We start from the raw sequence: 18,653 nt of genomic DNA, 5'->3' as shown, positions 1-18,653 counted from the left end.
GCAAGCCCTAACAACGCGTGACATTCGATGCGCCGAAATGCCGGAGATATTCACGGCAGTCTCTGGCGAGCGCGCGATCGATTTCCTGCACTTGATGGGCAGCTACGACCCCGAGCGGGCGGTCGTCAAAGCCGGCACCTCTGTGCCCGATATCATCGCCAATCTCAACGACGCCACCCGTGCGTTGCTTTGCGCAACGCCCACGGCGCAGCGGATCCTTGCGCGCAATGCCAAACTCGACGTCGAGCCCTACATGCGTGAAGACGACTGCGACGCTGTTTGGTACCGCGACCCGCCGCAGCCGACAGGGTCGTACTGAATCGCCGAGCGCAGCGCCCGCGTCACTACCGGTCCGATCCCTACCCTCAGGCGGCCAATGCCCGGCACTGACCGACGACACGCTCGAAGCACGCCGTCGCGAAATCGACCGACGCTTCGGTCGTAAAGCGCCCGAGGCTCACACGCACCGTGCGGCTCGCGGCGTCGTTGTCGAGACCCATGGCACTCAGCACGTGAGACGGCTGCCCCGACGCCGAGTTGCAGGCCGACGTCGACGACACGGCCAGGTTGCCGTTGAGCATGAAGGTAGCGAAACCCGGATGCCGCACCGTCAGGCTCAACGTATGAGGGATACGCTGCGCCGCCGCGGCGTTGTGCACGATGCCGTCGAGCCGCAGTACGCCATCGAGCAGGCGGCGACTCAGTTGCGCGATGCGCGCGTTATCGGTCGTCATGGCCTGCATGGCAAGCTCGCATGCCGTGCCCATGCCGACGATCTGATGCGTCGCCAGCGTGCCGGAGCGCAGGCCTCGCTCGTGACCGCCGCCATGCATCTGCGGGGCGATGCGCGTCATGACCTCCTGGCGCACGTATAGGGCACCGATACCCTTGGGGCCGTAGACCTTGTGCGCCGACATCGACATCAGGTCGATGCCCATCGCCTTGACGTCGATGGGAGTCTTGCCAAGCGCCTGCGCCGCATCGACATGCAGCAACGCCCCGGCCGCATGCACCACCTTCGCGACGGCCGCCACGTCCGTCAGCGTGCCGAGTTCGTTATTGACGAGCATGACCGACACCAGTCCGGTGTCGGGCCGCAACGCCGCCGCCACGGCATCGGCGGTGATCTCGCCCGTGGCCGACGGCGTCAGATACGTGACGGATGCGCCGCGCGATGCCAGACACGCCATCGTGTCGAGAATCGCCTTGTGTTCAAGCGCGCTCGTCACGAAATGTGCGCGCGACTGCCCGCGTTCCGCATAGCCTTTGAGTGCGAGATTGTTCGACTCGGTCGCGCCGGACGTCCACACGATCTCGGCCGCCTCGGCACCAATGAGCGCCGCCACCTGGGCCCGCGAGTGCTCCACCAGACGGCGCGCCCTCACGCCCGCCGCATGCGAACTCGAAGCCGGGTTGCCGAAGACGCCGTCCACCCCGAGACAATCGGCCATGGCGGCAATCACGGCGGCATCCGCCGGCGTCGTGGCCGCGTAATCGAAGTAATGGAGTGGTTCTCTCTCGCGCATGATCGGCCCCGGATAAAAAGTGCACCGATCGTACGCGCCGCGAACGAGAAAAGGCTTGCGAAATCCCCCGTTGACCGGACGATTCAGGCAAATTTCTTCCCAAAATTCAACGAAATCAGGAATTTCCTTCCAGGCGTGATTGAGCACCGTCGCTGGCTGGGAATCGCACCGTCACCTCGAGTCCGCCACCGGGCGCATCGCCGAGCGACACATCGGCACGATGCATCCGAACGATTTCCCTGACGATGGCGAGTCCCAGCCCGGAACCATCCGCAGTCTGGACCGCTTGCGGGGCCGAACCATCGTGCTCGCGGCGATAAAAACGCTCGAACACCGCCTCACGCTCGCACTCGGGAATGCCGGGGCCGTTGTCGATGACTTGCAGCACCGGCACATCGCCATCACACCAGGTGCGCACCGTGATGACAGCACCGTCGCCGGCATAACGAATGGCGTTATCGATGAGATTGCCGCACAACTCGGACAGCAACTCGCGCTGCGCCACCACCGGCACCGGCCCGTCATGCTCAAAGCCCAGATCGATCCCGCGCGAGCGCGCCACCGGCGACCAGTCGAGGGCCACGCTGCGCGCCAAATCGTCCAGCCGTAGCCGCACCATCGCCACCGGCGGGCCGCCTTCCGCCTCCAGACGCGACAGCGACAGCAATTGCCGAACGCTCTTCGCGGCCTGCTTCACCGCATGATTGAGTCGCTCCACACGCTCACGCGCCCCGGCATTGAGCGATTCCCTGAGTGTGAGTTCAGACTCTGCCTGAATGATCGCGAGCGGTGTTTTCAACTGGTGCGCCGCGTCGGCGAAAAACCGTTGTCGCGAGGCCTGCATGCGGCCCACGCGGCCCACATACTGATTGATGGATTCGACGAGCGGCTTGACCTCGGTCGGCAGATCGACATTGTCGAGCGGTGTCGTGTCGTCTTCATCGCGCGCCGCCACCTTGGCGGACAGCCGATTCAGCGGCCGCAGCCCACGCGTCACGCCCAGCCAGACGATGGCAAGCGCCAACACAACGAGCAGCACCTCCTGCTGCAGCGCGCCTGTAAGAATCTGACGCGCCAGTTCGTGGCGAGACTCCGTCGTCTCACCCACGACGATCCACACGACACGCGTCTGCGCGTTCGGCACGTCGTGCACGGGCAGTTGCAGCGCTCCCATGCGCAGCGTCTCGCCGCGATACGTGGCGTCGTAGAACACCGCGTGGTATGGCCCGGGCACGAGTCGTACGGGGGGCATCGGCAGATCGTGATAACCCGTCACCGCGCGGCCGCCCGCTTCACGAATCACGTAATAGATCTTGCCGCCGCGATCCGATTCGAACATCTCCAACGCCAGGTACGGCAGATTGACCTGCACCTCACCGTCGATCAGTTGCGTGCCCTCGCGGATCGACTTGATCGAAAACTCCAGCGACCGGTCGAACGCCGAATTGGCCGCGCTCATCGCGCGCTGATAGGTCAGCCAGGTGTCAAGCGCGAGCAACCCGAGCAGCGGGAACAATAGCCAGAGCGCCAGTTGGCGACGAAGGTTAGGTTGCGACATGCAGGGCGACGTCAGACGCGCGGATCAGGCGGCAGGCGGTGCCACGCCCGCCTTCGCTTCGAGCAGATAGCCCAATCCGCGCAGCGTGACGATCGCCACACCGCTGCCTTCGAGCTTCTTTCTCAAGCGATAAACGTAAATTTCGATGGCGTCCGGATTCACGGATTCATCGATGCCGAAGAGCTTCTCCGAGAGCGCTTCCTTGTTGATCGCACGTCCGCCACGCACGATCAGCACTTCGAGCACGGCTCGCTCGCGCTTGGTGAGCGCCAGCAGTTCGCCGTCGAGACGGAAGCTGCGCTCGACGCCGTCGAACACCAGCGGTCCGCACGCCACATCGGCGCTCTCGTGATGCTGGGCACGACGGATCAACGCGCGAGCGCGTGCTTCCAGCTCATCGAGTTCGAACGGTTTTGAAAGATAATCGTCGGCCCCGAGGTTGAGGCCCTTCACGCGATCCTCGAGCGAGCCATGCGCCGTGAGAATCAGCACCGGTACGCGGTTACGGCGCGCACGCAGTCGTCGCAGAATTTCGAGGCCATCCAGACGCGGCAGCCCCAGATCGAGAATCACGAGCGAATATTCCTGCGTGCGCAACACGTGGTCGGCAGCCTCGCCGTCGTGCATGCAATCGACGGCGAAGTGCGCCTGCGTCAACGCCTCGGAGAGCGATTTGGCCAGACTCGGATTGTCTTCGACAAGCAGGATGCGCATGAGACCTAGGGAAATCCATGACCCAAAAAAGGGGGCTTGGGCCCGCTTCGATACGAAATCGAAAGCGAATTGAAAGTTTCGGCAAATTACCATGCGCCACACGAAAACGACAAACCCATTCAAGGGGTCTTCCGGAGGATGACATGAAGCAACAGCAATCGCTTGGCGCGATGGTCGCGACCGCAGCGCTCTTCGCAGCCGCCATGCCCGCAGCCCATGCGCAGGTGCCCGCAGGCTATCCGGCGAACTATCAGGCCACGATCGACGCGGCCAGGAAGGAAGGCAAGCTCATCGTGTATTCGGTGACGGATACGGCGCTCGTGCGTCCGCTCATCAAGGACTTCGAGTCGCTGTACGGTGTGAAGGTCGAATACAACGACATGAACAGCACCGAGCTGTACAACCGCTACATCAGCGAGAGCGCGGCCGACAGTACCAGCGCCGACGTGCTCTGGAGTTCCGCGATGGACCTCCAGGTCAAGCTGGTGAACGACGGCATGACCGCGAGCTACGAATCGCCGGAATCCACTCACATTCCGCAATGGGCGCAGTACCAGAAGCAGGCCTACGGCACGACGTACGAGCCACTCGCCATCGTCTACAACAAGCGCTTGTTGCCGGCGAACGAAGTGCCGCAGACGCGCATGGAACTGATCAAGCTGCTGCACGCGAATCCGGCCAGGTTCAAGGGCAAGGTGACGACCTACGACATCGAGAAGTCAGGCGTGGGCTTTAACTATCTGACGCAGGACGCCCGCGTGAACCCGGAGGTCACGTGGGAACTGGTGGCCGCATTCGGCGCGCTCAACCCGAAGCTGCAATCGAGCACCGGCGCAATGATGGAGCGCATCTCGTCGGGCGAGAACCTGATCGGCTACAACATCCTCGGTTCGTACGCGTTTGCCAAAGCGAAGAAGGACCCGTCCATCGGCTACGTTTATCCGCGCGATTACACGCAGGTGGTGAGCCGCCTCGTCATGATTTCGAAGAAGGCCAGGCATTCGAACGCGGCCAGGCTCTGGGTCGACTACCTCCTCTCGAAGCGCGGCCAGACGCTGCTCGCCAATCAGGCCAACCTGTTCTCGATTCGAGCGGACGTCGACGGCGAGACGTCGATGGCGAACCTCACGCAACAACTCGGCTCGGCGCTCAAACCGATTCCGATCGGTGCGGGCCTGCTTGTCTATCTCGATCAGTCCAAGCGTCTTGAATTCCTCAAGCGCTGGCAGCAGTCCATCAAGCGCTGAGCGGCACGCCGTCGCATGCGCTTCATGGCTGACGTGACACGACGGGGCGCCGCCGCCCCGCGGTCATCGCGTCACCGGCAACACCCTTAAGTCCGGCGGCCGCATCGGCGGCCTGCCTCTCCCCAAGCCTTTCTCGATATGCGCCCCGCGGGGTGCAGGGAGACCCTCATGCTGTCATCTTCTACCGCTGAGCGCTCTGCGGTGCCTGCCGGTCGCCCCCCTGCCGGGGCGACACCTCACGGCACAACACCCTGGCGCGCACTCGCGGCCACGTCGCGCTGGCTGGTCATCGCCGTGCTCACCGTTGCCGTGATGCTGCCGCTGTCGTTCATCGTCGTGCAGAGCCTGCTCTCGGCCCCATTCTTCGATGCCAACCGCACGTTCGGCATCGACGGTTACCGCTTCGTCTTCGCCGATCCCGACTTCTGGTCGGCGGTGAAGAACTCGTTCATCATCGCGTTCGGGATGCTGTTCATCTCGATCCCACTCGGCGGCATTCTCGCCTTTCTCATGGTCCGCACCGACCTGCCGGGCCGCCGCTGGCTCGAACCGCTGCTGCTCACGCCGGTATTCGTCTCGCCGATGGTGCTCGCCTTCGGCTACGTCGTGGCCGCCGGCCCCGTCGGGTTCTACGCCGTGTGGTTCCGCGAACTCACTGGCCTCGACGCCCCCTGGTCGATTTACTCGATCTTCGCGATCACCGTGATCGTCGGCCTCACGCACGTGCCGCACGTGTACCTCTACTCATCGGCCGCACTCCGCAATCTTGGCTCCGACGTAGAAGAAGCGGCCCGCGTGGCAGGCGCACGACCGTTCCGGGTGGCACTTGACGTTAGCTTGCCGATGACCTTGCCCGCCCTGCTCTTCGCCGGCGTGCTCGTGTTCTTCCTCGGCTTCGAGGTCTTCGGTCTGCCGCTCGTGCTGGGCGATCCCGAAGGTCACCTCGTACTGGCGACGTACCTGTACAAGCTCACCAACAAGCTCGGTGTGCCGTCGTATCACCTGATGGCAGCGGTGGCGATGTGCATCGTCGCGATCACCTTTCCGCTCGTGCTGCTGCAACGCCACCTGCTCAAACGCGCGAACAAGTACGTCACAGTCAAAGGCAAGGCGGGACGTCAGACCGTGCTGCCGCTGGGCGTGTGGCGTTGGGTCGCGCTGGCGATTGTCGGTGCCTGGCTGCTGGTGACGGTCTTCGTGCCGATCACGGGCATCGTGCTGCGCTCGTTCGTCACGCATTGGGGCGAAGGCGTGGTCTTGAGCGATGTGCTCACGCTCGCAAACTTCACCGAACTCTTCGAGCAAGACAATCTGGTGCGCGCCATCCTCAACACGCTGGGCATCGGCGTGATCGGCGGCGCCATCGCGGTCGGCTTCTACTCGCTCGTGGCATTCGCCGGACACCGACGCAACGACTGGGCCACGAAGCTGCTCGACTATCTCGTGCTGCTGCCGCGCGCCGTGCCGGGTCTGCTCGCCGGTCTGGCCTTCCTGTGGATCTTTCTGTTCGTGCCCGGACTGCGCGAACTCAAGAATTCGATGTGGAGCATCTGGGTGGCCTATACGGTCGTGTGGCTCGCCTACGGCATGCGTCTGATCCAAAGTGCGCTGCTCCAGGTCGGGCCGGAGCTGGAGGAGGCCGGACGCAGCGTCGGCGCCACGCGCAGCCGCGTGAGCCTCGACGTCACCCTGCCGCTCGTGCGCTTCGGCCTGCTCGCCGCGTGGCTGCTCATCTTCATGATCTTCGAGCGCGAGTATTCGACCGCCGTCTATTTGCTCTCGCCCGGCACGGAAGTCATCGGCTCGCTGCTCGTGTCGCTGTGGGCGACCGGCGCGGTCGATCAGGTCGCCGCGCTTTCTGTCATCAACATCGCGATGGTCGGCGCCGGTCTGGGCGTGGCGTTGCGCTTCGGAGTCAAATTGCATGGATAAGCTCATCGTCGACAACCTCTTCCTGAGCTACGGCGCCAACCCCATCCTCAAGGGCGTGTCGTTCGAGCTCAAGGCCGGTGAAGTCGTGTGCCTGCTCGGCGCGTCGGGCAGCGGCAAGACCACATTGCTGCGCGCGGTGGCCGGGCTCGAACAGCCGTCGCAAGGCCGCATCGCCCTCGACGATCAGGTCTTCTTCGATGGCGCTCAGGGCATCGACTGCCCTGTCGAGCAACGCTCGCTCGGCCTGGTGTTCCAGTCGTACGCGCTGTGGCCGCATCGCACCGTCGCCGACAACGTCGGTTACGGCCTGAAGCTGCGCAAGGTCGGTGCGGCGGAGCGGCGCGAGCGCGTGCAGAACGCGCTCGACCAGCTCGGTCTCGGTCATCTGGCAGCGCGCTTTCCGTTCCAGCTCTCGGGCGGTCAGCAGCAACGTGTGGCGATTGCGCGCGCGCTGGTCTATAACCCGCCCGTCATTCTGCTCGACGAACCGCTCTCGAACCTCGACGCCAAGTTGCGCGAAGAAGCGCGTGCTTGGCTGCGCGAGCTGATCGTCTCGCTCGGCTTGTCGGCGCTGTGCGTTACGCACGATCAGACAGAGGCCATGGCGATGTCGGATCGCATCCTGCTGCTGCGCAACGGACGCATCGAGCAGGAAGGCTCGCCCGCCGAACTCTACGGCGCGCCGCGCTCGCTGTACACGGCGGAATTCATGGGAAGCAACAACCGGATCGATGCGACGGTGAGTGCCGTCGACGGCGATCTCGTCACCCTCGCGGGCGATGGCTTCGCCCTGCAAGCCCGGGCGCGCGACACGCTCGCACCGGGACAGGACGCGCAGGCTGTCATTCGCCTGGAGCGCGTACAGGTGGCCGACGGCCCGGGCCAAAACCGCGTGAGCGCACAGCTCGTCACGTCGATGTATCTCGGCGACCGCTGGGAGTACCTGTTCCATTGCGGATCGCTGCGCTTCCGCGCGTTCGGCCAGGTGGCACGCGAGCCGGGCCATCACTGGGTGGAATTTCCGGCGAACGATTGTTGGGCCTTCGCGCAGGCGCAAGCCTGACACGGGCACGCCGCCGCGTCGGCGCGCCCCCTGCCTTTTCACGCGACGCGCGGGCGCTCTCCCGCGCAACACCACGAGAAACAGAAGAGAGGAGACACCCATGAAAAGAAGCAGTATCGGCCTGGCCGCGTTGAGCGCATTTGGCATGCTCAATGCCGGCCTGGCGCAAGCGGCATCGAATGTGACGATCTACGGGATCATGGACGCCGGGGTGGAATATGTGAATCACGCCAGCGACGCCGGTGGCGCGGCACGCGCCGTCTCCGGCGGCAAGAATACGTCGCGCTTCGGCTTCAAGGGCAGCGAAGACCTTGGCGGCGACCTCAAGGCCATCTTCCAGCTCGAGAGCGGCATCAGCCTCGTCAACGGTCAGTTCGACGATGGCCCCGGCGCGATCTTCGATCGTCGTGCGGTGGTTGGGCTCAAGCACAAGCAATGGGGCCAGGTCACGCTCGGTCGTACGTTCACGCCGACGTACGACTACATGCTTCAGTTCGATCCGATGGGCTACGCGCCGAACTACTCGTGGGCAACCAGTGCCACGGCCACCGGCGCACGCAAGGACGGACTGTTCTCGCGCTCGGCCAACGCCGTGCGATACGACGGCAATTTCAACGGGTTCAAGTTCGGCGCGTTGTATGGCTTCGGCAATGTGGCCGGCAGTACGAAGACCTCATCGAAGTACGACTTCGCTGTCGGCTACGAGAGCGGCCCGCTTGCGCTCGTCGCCACGTACGACCGGCAGAACGGCGCGGGCAGTAGCGTCGCGCCGGCCGACACGACCGACTACATCCAGGGAATTCATGCCGGCGCGAGCTACCGATTGGGTCATGCGAAAGTGATGGCGGGCTACCGGAACTACAAGAAGACGTTTGTGACGGCAGGCACCGCATCGCTGCGCAGCGACATGTACTGGCTGGGCGGGTCCTACGACTTCACGCCGGCATTTACGTTGTACGGCGCGATCTACCATCAGAACATCAAGGATGCGAGCGACGCGGATCCGACGCTGATCTCGCTGCGCGCGCAATACGCGATGTCCAAGCGCACCGCGCTGTACCTGTCTGGCGGTTACGCGTTCGCCAAACATGGTCAGAACGTGAGCCTGTCGCGCGACCTGACCGGTGCGGCCGATACGCAGGTCGGCGTCACCGCCGGCATCCAGCATCGCTTCTAACGCTTTTCCTCGACGACGGCCCGGCGCCAGTGGTGGGTAAGCCGCTTGCCGGGTCGTCGTGTTTTTTTGCGATCACTCTTTGGCGTCAGGAGAGGGATTCGATATGCGTCGAGTGTGCGTAGACTTGGCCGAACCGATTCGCGAGGAAATTCACCAGGGCAATCTGTTCCTGACGCACAAAGCCGCGCTGCGGCAACTGCCCACCGAAGAACATGTCGAGCGCCGCGCAGATAGCCGATGCCGTCGTGATCTGGATCGCGCTGGCGCTGTGGCCGTTGTTGCGCTCGGCGAAGATTTTCCGCGCAAAGACTTCCTGCGTCAGCACCCCGCGGCGAAGGCCGCTCACGACCACGAAGATCAGGACCACGTCCTGCAGGGTGCTCGGCACCGCGCGCTTGAGGATCGTTTTGATCGTTTCCTGATCGTCCTTGAGGCGCAGTTCGTTGAGCAGCACCTTCATCAACGCGCCGTGGCCCGGATAGCGCACTGACTTGTAATCGAGATCGCGCACGCGTTCGCTGAGCGTCTCGCATAGCGTGCCCAATCCGCCCGATGTGTTGAACGCTTCGTACTCCACGCCATCCAGCGAAAAGTGCTCGAGATCTTCCAGCGGCTGAACGCTCAGCCGGATCCCGTCGCGAATCGCTTCGCACGGCTGGCAGTACTCGTTGATGAGTCCGTCAACGCTCCACGTCAGGTTGTACTTCAGCGAGTTGGTGGGGAATGCCGGCAACGCGCCGACCCGCATCTTCACGGAGTCGACCTGATCGAACGTGGCGGCGAGATGATGCGCCGCGATGGCGATGAATCCGGGAGCCAGGCCGCATTGCGGCATCAGCACGGTCGACGCGCCCTCGGCCAATTGCTGGATCGCGTGGGTTGCGGCCACGTCCTCGGTCAGATCGAAGTAGTGGCACCCTGCTGCGACCGCGGCCGTCGCGGCGCTCGTGGCCATGGTGTAGGGCAACGCATTAACGACGGCATCGTGGCCCGAGATGGCCCGTTGCAGCGAGCCGGTATCGCATCCCGTCAGTTCGACGAACGTGTGGGCATGGTTGCGCACCACGGCAGCCGCCTGCGCGTTGCGGTCGAAAACCGTGACCCGATACTCGCCGCTATCGTGCAACAGGCGCGCAATGGTCTGGCCGATGTGTCCCGCGCCAAGCAAGGCGATCTTCTTCATGGTCTTCCCCTCGAATGGAAACGTCGAACGTCAGGGCTGGCCAGCACCACGCCGAATCGATGGCTTCGACGTTTGTGCAAGCACCGCCACATCCATTCTAGGGAGAGTGTCGGATGATATGTAGCGTCATTTCGTCGAAATTTGTGATTTACCTGCCGAAATGACGAACATCATGACGAACTACGATTCTGTGGGCTGCCCCCCCATAAGAAACGTCGGCCGGCTCGGCCTTGACGCAATGAGCTGTTCGGAGGAATGGGGAAGGAGGGGGACTCGGGCGGGCACGATGCCCGCCGATCGCCGAAACGCGGTGTGTCAGTGAGTCGCTGTCGCCAAGCCGAGATACCCCTGGTAGCCCACATACAAGCCGACCATTACGATCAGGGCGCTGGAGAAATAGGGCGCCTTGCGCGCGAACTCACCGAAGCCGCTCCAACGCCTGGACACGTGTTTGACGCTGAGCGCGGCGAGCGTGCCGGAGGCCACCATGGTGAGCGCCAGTCCAATGCTGAAGCACAGCACCAGCCCCGCCCCCAGGGCGAACTTTTTGAGTTGAAGGCAAAGCAGCAGCACCGTAATCGACGCCGGGCATGGCACGAGTCCGCCCGTCAGACCGAACATGACGATCTGCCCGGTCGTGACGTCCCGATTCGCGAAGCGGCGCTTGATGTCGTCGGCGTGCGCCCGCTCGTGGGCGTCCTGGTATTCGTCCGAGGCCACGTCCAGGCCGCCATGCGAATGATCGTGCTCCGCGAACTCGACATCGTAGCCATGACGATGGAAGCCGTGTTCCAGCAGCAGGCGCGCCTTGAACGCGTGAGGCTCCGGAATCTCTTCGACAGACTCCAGATACCCGTCACGCGGCACAAACGTAAACGTTTGCTTGGCGCCTCCCGGACGCTCGGTCTCGAGTCGTACGTTATCCGCCGCCCAATCCTGACCGTGATTTCCTTGGCGGGACAAACGAAAGCGCGGAGGCACGTCGTCCTCGAAGATCGCCAGACGGACCAGACCGTGCCCCGTATCGATGACTCGCGTCTCATCATGCTCGTGGATGTGGCCGTGGCTGTGATCATGGTCGTGGTCATGACCGTGGTGATGTTGATCGCGCCAGGTGCGCCAGACCATCCAGCAGGCGACGGCGACGATCAGCACCGCCGAGGCGATCTGAAAATACGGCTCGGTCGCTTGCGCGTCCCAATTCCGGCCGAGATACAAGCCGCCTAACGCCACGCCCCAAACGACCGCCGTGTGCGACACCGTCGCGGACAGGCCGAGCAACACCGCTTGCCCAATCGTGCCGCGAATGGCCACGATGAACGCGGCCATCATCGTCTTGGAATGTCCAGGCTCCAGTCCGTGGAGCGCCCCGAGCAGGATTGCGCTGGGGATGAAAAGCCACGCGTTACCCTGTTGAAGTAGGTTGGCGAAGTCGGCCATGTCGGAGAAGGTGCATAGTGTGGGTGCGCCAATATACTCCACCCCAGTATATCGGCGCCACTTTTTTCTACACGTTTCTCGCGTCGCTCCGCCCCTCGAGCCCTCGCAAGGGCGGGGGATTGCTCAGGCACGCGGAGACGAAGGGAGCGCTCTCGGCGACGTCGATGGAGACTGCGCGTCCGGCAGGCGATCACCGAACCGTCGCTGCAATTCCTCAAACGACACCAACTCACCGGCGATGGCGCTCGCGGCGACCGTCGGCGGACTGGCCAGCCAAACCTTGCCGGGTCCGGAGCGCCCTGGGAAATTCCGATTGATGGCACTGATCGTCACCTGCTCGGCGTGCGTCGACGACCCCGGGCCACAGTTCGCACACGCGCCGCACGCGGGCTGCAACAATTCCGCGCCCACCTGCTCGAACGCTTTCAGGTAGCCACGACGCTCGCAGTAGTCCCGAACGGCAACGGTCCCGAATTGCAGATACAACTTCACATGCGAGGGCACCGTCAGCCCGCGCTCCGCCGCCCATGACAGGACCGCATGGTAATAGTCGAAGTCTTCACGCTTGCCGGCGGTGCAGGATCCGCCATAGGCAATGTCGAAGCGAATCGGCCCTTCAGTGACGGCGGTGATCGGCACGCCGTTCCCGGGATCGCCCGGCCGCGCCACCATCGGGACGACCGCGCTGCAATCGATGCGAATGACGTCCGCGTAGACTGCGCCCTCATCACTGTGCATCCAGTCTTCGATGACGAACGTCACCCCTCGGCGTTCGTGCAGGAATCGAACCGTTTCCTCGTCCGGCGCAACGAGGCCGGTAAATCCGCCCAGTTCGGCGGTCATGTTCGTCAGCGTAGCGCGCTCGTCGGTCGACAACTGCTTGATCGCCTCTCCCGTGAACTCGAAGACCCTGCCCACGCCCGCGCCTGCCTTGATGCGGGGCGCCGCGAGCAGTTCGAGCACGATGTCCTTTGCCGTCACGCCCGCAGGAATCCGACCCACGAGATCGATGCGCAGCGACTCAGGCACCGTCAACCGCACGGCACCGGTGACCATGCTGTTGGCCATGTCCGTCGTTCCCACGCCGAACGCCACGCAACCCACCGCACCGCTATGCGGCGTATGGGAGTCCGTGCCGACCACGACCTGTCCCGGCAACGCATACGTCTCGGCCATGATGGCGTGCGAAATGCCTTCGGAGCCATTTCCATCCGACACGTCGGCGTCGCCGAGGTAGCCATGATGGCGAATGCCGTACTCGCGAACGAAGTCGCGATGCGCGTTCGACAAGTGGTAGACACCGGTCATCAGCTCGTCCTTGCTATGCACCGGGCTACGGTTCGAATACGAGAGATGATCTTCGAAGGCAACGATTGACTGCGGCGCGTGGAGCACCGTCGGTTGCCCGAAGGCCACATGCAGCATGTGGGTACACATGCCCGTGTAGTACTCATGAATGAAACGCCAGTCGGCTCTCACGAATCCGCCGACGCCGGGCTGCAAGCCGCCGGCGACATCGTCGGTCACAACGAGATGACGCGACAGAATCTTCTCCGCGAGGGTCTGCGGCCTGGGCGACGTGTTCGCCATGGCGTAAGGGCGAACGTCGCGCATGCGCGCCTGGCCGTACTTGAGCAGGCCACCGTGCCTCAGAATCGCGGCAGCGAGTGTGTCACGCGGCGCCACCAGTTCCTCGATGTCGATCGCTTCACCCCGCTGGATTCGGTCGATGAGTCCGAAGTCCGTCGACGTGAACAAGCCGACGTTGTCGGCGTTCTGTCGATAGATGCGCTCGAAGCTTTCCGCGATGACCAGGACGATGCCCGCACGACGTTCCGCGACCGGACTGTGCTCGCGCGAGGAGCCTTTCCCGTAGCGTTTGCCAGCGACTGTCACGCTGAACCCGCCGTGCTTCACGCCGTCCGTGCCGATCGGTGTCCGCTCGCCGGCCTTCAGGCCGACGTAGGGATAGCGTCCCAGACGGTCGTCGTAATACGTCAGCACCGGAATCGGCGTGATCTCGTCGGTCGACACATCGTTGCGCAGCGACCCCGCCTGCGCAAGATTCAGTGTATGCCCTTGAAGCTGGGCATCGATCGTATCGGGGTCTTCGCTGAGGAAGAGAATGCGGCCTGGAATGTGAAGGTCGGTCATGCAGCGCTCCTGGTCCCGGAAATGTACCGAACGCTCACGCGATCCTGAAGTGCCGATTCATGCAGGTCGCCATCCCGATTTGCGAAGGCCCCGGCTTGCGCGCGCGACGCGCCTCTGACACATCGCTGGCGCGCCTTTCCCCGCAGATGGCAATGTCTGCCACAACGTTGGCAGGAATTGCCGCATTACGTCACTTTCGGTCTTGCGCACCGCATCCCATAATTTCCTCACGGCGCGAGCGACGCTTCGCTCCAGCGAGCCGGGTTGCCACCGCGGCACCGGCGTAAGACCGAAAGTCAGTGAGGACATCATGAGTCATGCCACCAACGCTACGCAATATATTCAGCCGCGTAGCTCGGTAAAGCACCTGCCCGTCAATTTGTTTGCGTCAGTCATGGGCATTTCCGGACTGTCGCTTGCGTGGCGTGGAGCACATCAGCTCTTCGGCGCCGATGTAGAAATCGCAGAGGGGATTGGCGTCATCGCCATTCTCACGTTCCTGGCCCTGTCAATCGGCTACGCCATCAAGTGGGCGCGGTATCCCGCGGTCGTCAAAGCGGAATTCCATCATCCCGTCGCAGGCAACTTCTTCGGCACCATCACGATTGCGGTGCTGCTGCTCTCGTCCGTCGTCGGCTTCTACAGCGCGGCGCTCGGCGAAGTCATCTGGACCCTCGGATCCATTCTGACGATCGGTCTCGCGTTCGTTATCGCGGGTCGGCTCTTCCGAGGCAAGGAGGATCCGGCCCATGCGGCGCCGGCCTGGTTGATTCCCGGCGTTGCCACACTCGATATCGCCGTGGCAGGCGGCACGATGCCGATGGCATGGGCGCACGAACTGAACATGTTTTCGATAGCAATCGGCACGATGATGGCGCTCGTGTTTTTCACGATGATCTTCTCGCGCGTGGTGCATCATGAACCGCTGCCGGCCGGCATGGTGCCGTCGCTGATCATCATGATTGCACCGTTCGAAGTGGGCTTCCTGGCGTACGTGAACGTCACCCACCACGTGGACATGTTTGCCGCCCTGCTCTTTTACTTCGGCCTGTTCCTGTTCATCTCGCTCTCGCTCAAGGTCTTCCGCCGATCGATTCCCTTCGCTGCCTCGTGGTGGGCCGTCAGCTTCCCGATCGCGGCGCTGTCCAATGCGGCCATCAAGTACGCGGCCTACTCGGATACCTGGGTGCTCAAGGGGCTCGCCGGCCTTATCCTGGCCTTCCTGAGCGCTGCCATCCTCGTGCTCTTCGTGCGCACGTTGCACCGCCTGTTCACTCATCGACTTCTGGTCGGCTGAAATTGCCGGCTCTGCCACGGCGCCCTCTGCCCGGAGGGCGTTTTCATTTTGATCGCCCCTACGCTACATCGGTAATTCGCTATGTCTTGGATCGTGCTCAGTGTCGCTGGACTTCTGGAAATTGCTTTCGCCTTCGGGATGAAATGGTCGGCGGGATTCAGCCGGCTCTGGCCAAGCGTCTATGCCGCCATCACCGGACTAGGCAGCATCTGGTTGTTGAACACGTCGCTCAGATCGCTCCCGGTCGGCACGGCCTATGCAGTTTGGACAGGGATTGGTGCAGCCGGAACGGCCGTTGTCGGCATGATCTTCCTCGGCGAATCCGCGTCGGTGGCGCGCGTGGTATGTATCGCGCTCATTCTGTCCGGCGTCGTCGGCTTGCGCATTACGGCCGGCGCGATTGCTTAGCTTCGCGCCAAGCGATATCGGTGCGCCGTGCCGACCGGCACGGTCCCACGAGGCGGGGCGACGCGTCGGTCGTATGCCGCTAGGCGGCCATCCGAAAGCGTCGGCGGTAGTCCACAGGGGAGACACTGAGCTTGCGCAGGAAGGCGCGTCGCAGTCCATTGGGATCGGCAAAACCCGTCAGACTCGCCACCTTCTTCAAGGGGTGTTTGGTTTCCTCAAGCAGTCTGCGTGCCGCATCGATGCGGGCGTCCTCGACGAACGATGCGGGGGTTGTGCCACATTCCTGTTTGAAGATGCGCGCGAAATTTCGCGCACTCATTCCGGCACGCTCCGCAAGCGCTTCGACCGATAGCGACTGGGACAGATTCTGAAGCACCCATTCCTGCACGTCGCGAATCGCGCTCTTCTCCGACACCTGTGCGCTCAGATGCGCACTGAACTGCGACTGCCCGCCGGGGCGCTTGAGAAACATGACGAACTGACGCGCGACCTTCATGGCGACGGCACGCCCCAGGTCTTCCTCCACGAGCGCCAAGGCAAGGTCCAGCCCCGCCGTCACGCCCGCTGACGTGTAGATGCCACCATCCCTGACGAAAATTTGGTCCGGTTGGACGTCCACCTTCGGGTACAGGCGGCTCAGGCGCGCCGTGTAGTTCCAGTGGGTGGTGGCCTTGCGCCCGTCGAGCAAGCCCGCGCGCGCGAGAAGGAGCGCGCCTGAACAGACGGAGCCAATACGACGCGCCGTCTTTGCGTAACGCAGTATCCACTGACGGATGGCTGCATCGTCCTCCAGCAGCTGCATCGATGGACTGCCCGCGATCAACAGCGTATCGATATCCGCGCTGCTCGTGTCCAGTGTCGCGTCGGGTGTGATCCGCATCCCGTTGGACGCCAGCAACATGCCGGGCGTCGTGGAGACAATTTCAAACTGGTAGGTCGACGGCGCGCCGGCTTGTCGCGCCGCTTCGTGAAACACTTCCACTGGCCCGACAACGTCCAGCATTTGCACGTTTGGAAAGGTGAGCACAGCAACTTTCATGGCCGCGACCTGTAGTCCCGATGACATTCCAGTGTAGCTGCCTCGACCCTCGCTCGCCAGAACGTGGCCGAGAATTCACGTATTCTGGCCGAGATGGAACGATCGCGCCGCGCTATGAGCGGATTGATGTCAGGGCTACGTCGCCCTGAATGACGCTCCCTGAATCGCCCCGGGGCGCGAATCGGAACAATGGATGTTGAGAGCATGCGCTGTCGGCGTAAAGACTCTCCATCAGGAATCCCCATGCACCGTGGCAATCCAAACACACATTCTCAAGAGACAGAGATACACCGCCGAGCATAAAGGCGACATTTCCGGCATTATGGAAATATTGGTTAGTCGCGGACTTGGCCACACTCACGATGCAACAAATCCATTCAACCGACGTTTGCGTAATTGGAGGCGGTCAGTCTGCACTGGCTGTCGCCTACTTCCTCCGCCGTGCCGGCTTGAACTACGTTCTGTTGGACGAGCAGCCCGCTCCCGGTGGCGCATGGCTGCAGGCATGGGATTCGCTGCGATTGTTCTCGCCGGCGCAATGGAGCTCACTCCCCGGCTGGCCAATGCCACGCAGCGAGAGCGAATATCCGTTGCGCGACGAAATCGTTCGCTATCTGACCGATTACGAACGCCGATATCAAATTCCGGTTCGACGTCCCGTGCACGTGACCTCTGTGAAGCGGGCGGATACGCGCCTGCTTGTCGAAACCAATGACGGCAACTGGTTGGCACAAACGGTGATTAGCGCCACGGGTACGTGGAAGAAGCCTTTCATCCCGTCTTATCCCGGGCAGGAACTGTTCCAAGGTGAGCAACTTCACTCAGCCCATTACCGAAATGCCGATGCGCTTCACGGTAAGAACGTCCTGGTCGTTGGAGGTGGCAACTCGGGCGCCCAAATATTGGCGGAGGTGTCGCAGGCCTGTAACGCGACATGGGTTACGGTAGACGAGCCACTTTTCCTGCCGGATGACGTGGATGGCAGAGTGCTTTTCGAGCGCGCGACGGAAAAGTGGAAAGCACAAAGCGAAGGCAGACCGGCCCCGGCACCTACCGGCGGTCTCGGCGACGTCGTCATGGTAAAGAGCGTAAAGGAAGCCAGGGCACGGGGTGTACTCCACTCGGTACGGCCGTTCTCGCGCTTCGTCGCAGACGGTGTGGTCTGGGCGGACGGTTCTCACTCGCCCGTGGATGTCGTCATCTGGTGCACCGGCTTCCGGCCAGCCCTGGACCACTTGGACGGGTTAGGGGTGCTCGAAGGCGACGGACGCGTAGCAACCGAAGGCACTCACGCCGTTCGCGAACCCAGACTATGGCTCGTGGGCTATGGCGAGTGGACAGGCTTCGCGTCAGCAACGCTCATCGGCGTGATGCGTAGTGCTCGAGACACGGCCAATCAGGTTGCCGAATACCTTGCATCAATTCGAGAACGGAGTAGCTCATGAAGGTCACCATCTACCACAACCCCGATTGCGGGACGTCGCGCAACACGCTGGCCATGATTCAGAATGCCGGTATCGAACCCGAAGTCATTGAATACCTCAAGAATCCTCCCACGCGAGACCAACTCGTCGATCTCATCGAGCGGTCGGGCCTCTCGGTGCGCGAGGTCGTGCGCGAGAAAGGCACGCCGTTCGCAGCGCTGGGGCTGGGCGAACAAGGCGTAACGGACGACCAGCTTCTGGATGCGATGATGGCTCACCCCATCCTCATCAATCGGCCTATCGTTGCGACTGACCTCGGTGCGCGACTGTGCCGTCCGTCTGAGGTGGTTCTGGATATCTTGCAGGCGCCGCAACAGGGTGCCTTCACCAAGGAAGACGGTGAAGTCGTCGTCGACAGTGCAGGCAACCGCCTCATCAAGGGGTGATCAGCGAGTTCAGGCGCGCTACTGCTTCGGTGCGCCTGCCAGAAT

Annotated in this window: 15 protein-coding genes and 1 pseudogene; 9 read left to right on the top strand and 7 right to left on the bottom strand. The window is 62.9% G+C overall.

What is annotated here, in order from left to right; genetic code table 11:
- Window positions 1-37: 37 nt before the first annotated feature.
- Window positions 38-319: a hypothetical protein gene (locus PCE31107_RS02140; protein ID WP_150606201.1), complete on the top strand. Its 282-nt coding sequence runs from the start codon at window positions 38-40 to the stop codon at window positions 317-319.
- A 49-nt stretch (window positions 320-368) separates the two neighbouring features.
- On the opposite strand, the pseudogene PCE31107_RS02135 reads toward PCE31107_RS02140, so the two are convergent.
- From PCE31107_RS02135 to PCE31107_RS02125, 3 genes and pseudogenes are all read right to left on the bottom strand, one after another.
- A pseudogene (locus tag PCE31107_RS02135) lies at window positions 369-1,526 on the bottom strand (cysteine desulfurase family protein); the annotation flags it as partial.
- Between the two features lie 115 nt (window positions 1,527-1,641).
- The gene (locus tag PCE31107_RS02130; RefSeq protein WP_150606199.1) at window positions 1,642-3,084 is read right to left on the bottom strand and encodes a sensor histidine kinase; all 1,443 of its coding nucleotides are present in this window, start codon (window positions 3,082-3,084) and stop codon (window positions 1,642-1,644) included.
- Window positions 3,085-3,108: 24 nt separating this feature from the next.
- On the bottom strand, window positions 3,109-3,798 hold the full coding sequence (locus PCE31107_RS02125) for a response regulator (RefSeq protein WP_130024633.1): 690 nt from the start codon (window positions 3,796-3,798) through the stop codon (window positions 3,109-3,111).
- Between the two features lie 143 nt (window positions 3,799-3,941).
- Between PCE31107_RS02125 and PCE31107_RS02120 the strand changes: the two genes are divergently transcribed.
- The 4 genes from PCE31107_RS02120 (at window position 3,942) to PCE31107_RS02105 (ending at window position 9,217) form a co-directional block, all read left to right on the top strand.
- Complete coding sequence (locus tag PCE31107_RS02120) at window positions 3,942-5,045, top strand: ABC transporter substrate-binding protein (protein ID WP_150606197.1); 1,104 nt, start codon at window positions 3,942-3,944, stop codon at window positions 5,043-5,045.
- Between the two features lie 168 nt (window positions 5,046-5,213).
- Window positions 5,214-6,977: an ABC transporter permease gene (locus tag PCE31107_RS02115; RefSeq protein ID WP_150606195.1), complete on the top strand. Its 1,764-nt coding sequence runs from the start codon at window positions 5,214-5,216 to the stop codon at window positions 6,975-6,977.
- Window positions 6,970-8,040 carry an ABC transporter ATP-binding protein gene (locus PCE31107_RS02110; RefSeq protein WP_150606193.1) on the top strand — a complete coding sequence of 357 codons (1,071 nt, stop codon included), beginning with the start codon at window positions 6,970-6,972 and terminating at the stop codon, window positions 8,038-8,040. Before PCE31107_RS02115 ends, PCE31107_RS02110 begins: the two co-directional genes overlap by 8 nt.
- 100 nt (window positions 8,041-8,140) lie before the next feature.
- Window positions 8,141-9,217, top strand: coding sequence for a porin (locus PCE31107_RS02105; protein ID WP_150606191.1), 1,077 nt, complete (start codon window positions 8,141-8,143; stop codon window positions 9,215-9,217).
- An 85-nt stretch (window positions 9,218-9,302) separates the two neighbouring features.
- On the opposite strand, the gene PCE31107_RS02100 is transcribed toward PCE31107_RS02105, so the two are convergent.
- The 3 genes from PCE31107_RS02100 to PCE31107_RS02090 all read right to left on the bottom strand — a co-directional run bounded on the left by PCE31107_RS02100 (window position 9,303) and on the right by PCE31107_RS02090 (window position 13,994).
- Entirely contained in the window at window positions 9,303-10,400 is a 1,098-nt protein-coding gene (locus PCE31107_RS02100) for a saccharopine dehydrogenase family protein (protein WP_150606189.1), read from the bottom strand.
- A gap of 315 nt (window positions 10,401-10,715) precedes the next feature.
- Window positions 10,716-11,840, bottom strand: coding sequence for a nickel/cobalt efflux protein RcnA (locus PCE31107_RS02095; RefSeq protein WP_150606187.1), 1,125 nt, complete (start codon window positions 11,838-11,840; stop codon window positions 10,716-10,718).
- Between the two features lie 123 nt (window positions 11,841-11,963).
- A complete protein-coding gene (locus PCE31107_RS02090; RefSeq protein WP_150606185.1) occupies window positions 11,964-13,994 on the bottom strand; it encodes an aconitase family protein in 2,031 nt (676 codons plus the stop codon).
- A 310-nt stretch (window positions 13,995-14,304) separates the two neighbouring features.
- On the opposite strand from PCE31107_RS02090, the gene PCE31107_RS02085 reads away from it, so the two are divergent.
- Window positions 14,305-15,291 (top strand): SLAC1 anion channel family protein, encoded by a 987-nt coding sequence (locus tag PCE31107_RS02085; RefSeq protein ID WP_150606183.1) that lies wholly within the window; start codon window positions 14,305-14,307, stop codon window positions 15,289-15,291.
- Between the two features lie 81 nt (window positions 15,292-15,372).
- The gene (locus tag PCE31107_RS02080; protein WP_130024625.1) at window positions 15,373-15,699 is read left to right on the top strand and encodes a DMT family transporter; all 327 of its coding nucleotides are present in this window, start codon (window positions 15,373-15,375) and stop codon (window positions 15,697-15,699) included.
- Window positions 15,700-15,778: 79 nt separating this feature from the next.
- On the opposite strand, the gene PCE31107_RS02075 is transcribed toward PCE31107_RS02080, so the two are convergent.
- Window positions 15,779-16,738: a GlxA family transcriptional regulator gene (locus PCE31107_RS02075; RefSeq protein WP_150606181.1), complete on the bottom strand. Its 960-nt coding sequence runs from the start codon at window positions 16,736-16,738 to the stop codon at window positions 15,779-15,781.
- Between the two features lie 362 nt (window positions 16,739-17,100).
- Between PCE31107_RS02075 and PCE31107_RS02070 the strand changes: the two genes are divergently transcribed.
- Window positions 17,101-18,183: an ArsO family NAD(P)H-dependent flavin-containing monooxygenase gene (locus tag PCE31107_RS02070; RefSeq protein ID WP_150606179.1), complete on the top strand. Its 1,083-nt coding sequence runs from the start codon at window positions 17,101-17,103 to the stop codon at window positions 18,181-18,183.
- Window positions 18,180-18,608, top strand: a complete 429-nt coding sequence (arsC, locus tag PCE31107_RS02065) for an arsenate reductase (glutaredoxin) (RefSeq protein ID WP_150606176.1) — start codon at window positions 18,180-18,182, stop codon at window positions 18,606-18,608. The genes PCE31107_RS02070 and arsC overlap by 4 nt, the downstream gene beginning before the upstream one ends.
- Window positions 18,609-18,653: the final 45 nt, after the last annotated feature.

Source organism: Pandoraea cepalis (assembly GCF_902459625.1).
Taxonomy (GTDB): domain Bacteria; phylum Pseudomonadota; class Gammaproteobacteria; order Burkholderiales; family Burkholderiaceae; genus Pandoraea; species Pandoraea cepalis.
This window is presented reverse-complemented; position numbering and strand designations above follow the sequence as displayed.

Excerpts from the sequence above, each read along its gene's own strand:
- PCE31107_RS02140 (WP_150606201.1), top strand. The coding sequence starts at position 38 with ATGCCGGAGATATTCACGGCAGTCTCTGGCGAGCGCGCGATCGATTTC.
- PCE31107_RS02130 (WP_150606199.1), bottom strand. The coding sequence starts at position 3,084 with ATGTCGCAACCTAACCTTCGTCGCCAACTGGCGCTCTGGCTATTGTTC.
- PCE31107_RS02125 (WP_130024633.1), bottom strand. The coding sequence starts at position 3,798 with ATGCGCATCCTGCTTGTCGAAGACAATCCGAGTCTGGCCAAATCGCTC.
- PCE31107_RS02120 (WP_150606197.1), top strand. The coding sequence starts at position 3,942 with ATGAAGCAACAGCAATCGCTTGGCGCGATGGTCGCGACCGCAGCGCTC.
- PCE31107_RS02115 (WP_150606195.1), top strand. The coding sequence starts at position 5,214 with ATGCTGTCATCTTCTACCGCTGAGCGCTCTGCGGTGCCTGCCGGTCGC.
- PCE31107_RS02110 (WP_150606193.1), top strand. The coding sequence starts at position 6,970 with ATGGATAAGCTCATCGTCGACAACCTCTTCCTGAGCTACGGCGCCAAC.
- PCE31107_RS02105 (WP_150606191.1), top strand. The coding sequence starts at position 8,141 with ATGAAAAGAAGCAGTATCGGCCTGGCCGCGTTGAGCGCATTTGGCATG.
- PCE31107_RS02100 (WP_150606189.1), bottom strand. The coding sequence starts at position 10,400 with ATGAAGAAGATCGCCTTGCTTGGCGCGGGACACATCGGCCAGACCATT.
- PCE31107_RS02095 (WP_150606187.1), bottom strand. The coding sequence starts at position 11,840 with ATGGCCGACTTCGCCAACCTACTTCAACAGGGTAACGCGTGGCTTTTC.
- PCE31107_RS02090 (WP_150606185.1), bottom strand. The coding sequence starts at position 13,994 with ATGACCGACCTTCACATTCCAGGCCGCATTCTCTTCCTCAGCGAAGAC.
- PCE31107_RS02085 (WP_150606183.1), top strand. The coding sequence starts at position 14,305 with ATGAGTCATGCCACCAACGCTACGCAATATATTCAGCCGCGTAGCTCG.
- PCE31107_RS02080 (WP_130024625.1), top strand. The coding sequence starts at position 15,373 with ATGTCTTGGATCGTGCTCAGTGTCGCTGGACTTCTGGAAATTGCTTTC.
- PCE31107_RS02075 (WP_150606181.1), bottom strand. The coding sequence starts at position 16,738 with ATGAAAGTTGCTGTGCTCACCTTTCCAAACGTGCAAATGCTGGACGTT.
- PCE31107_RS02070 (WP_150606179.1), top strand. The coding sequence starts at position 17,101 with ATGCAACAAATCCATTCAACCGACGTTTGCGTAATTGGAGGCGGTCAG.
- arsC (WP_150606176.1), top strand. The coding sequence starts at position 18,180 with ATGAAGGTCACCATCTACCACAACCCCGATTGCGGGACGTCGCGCAAC.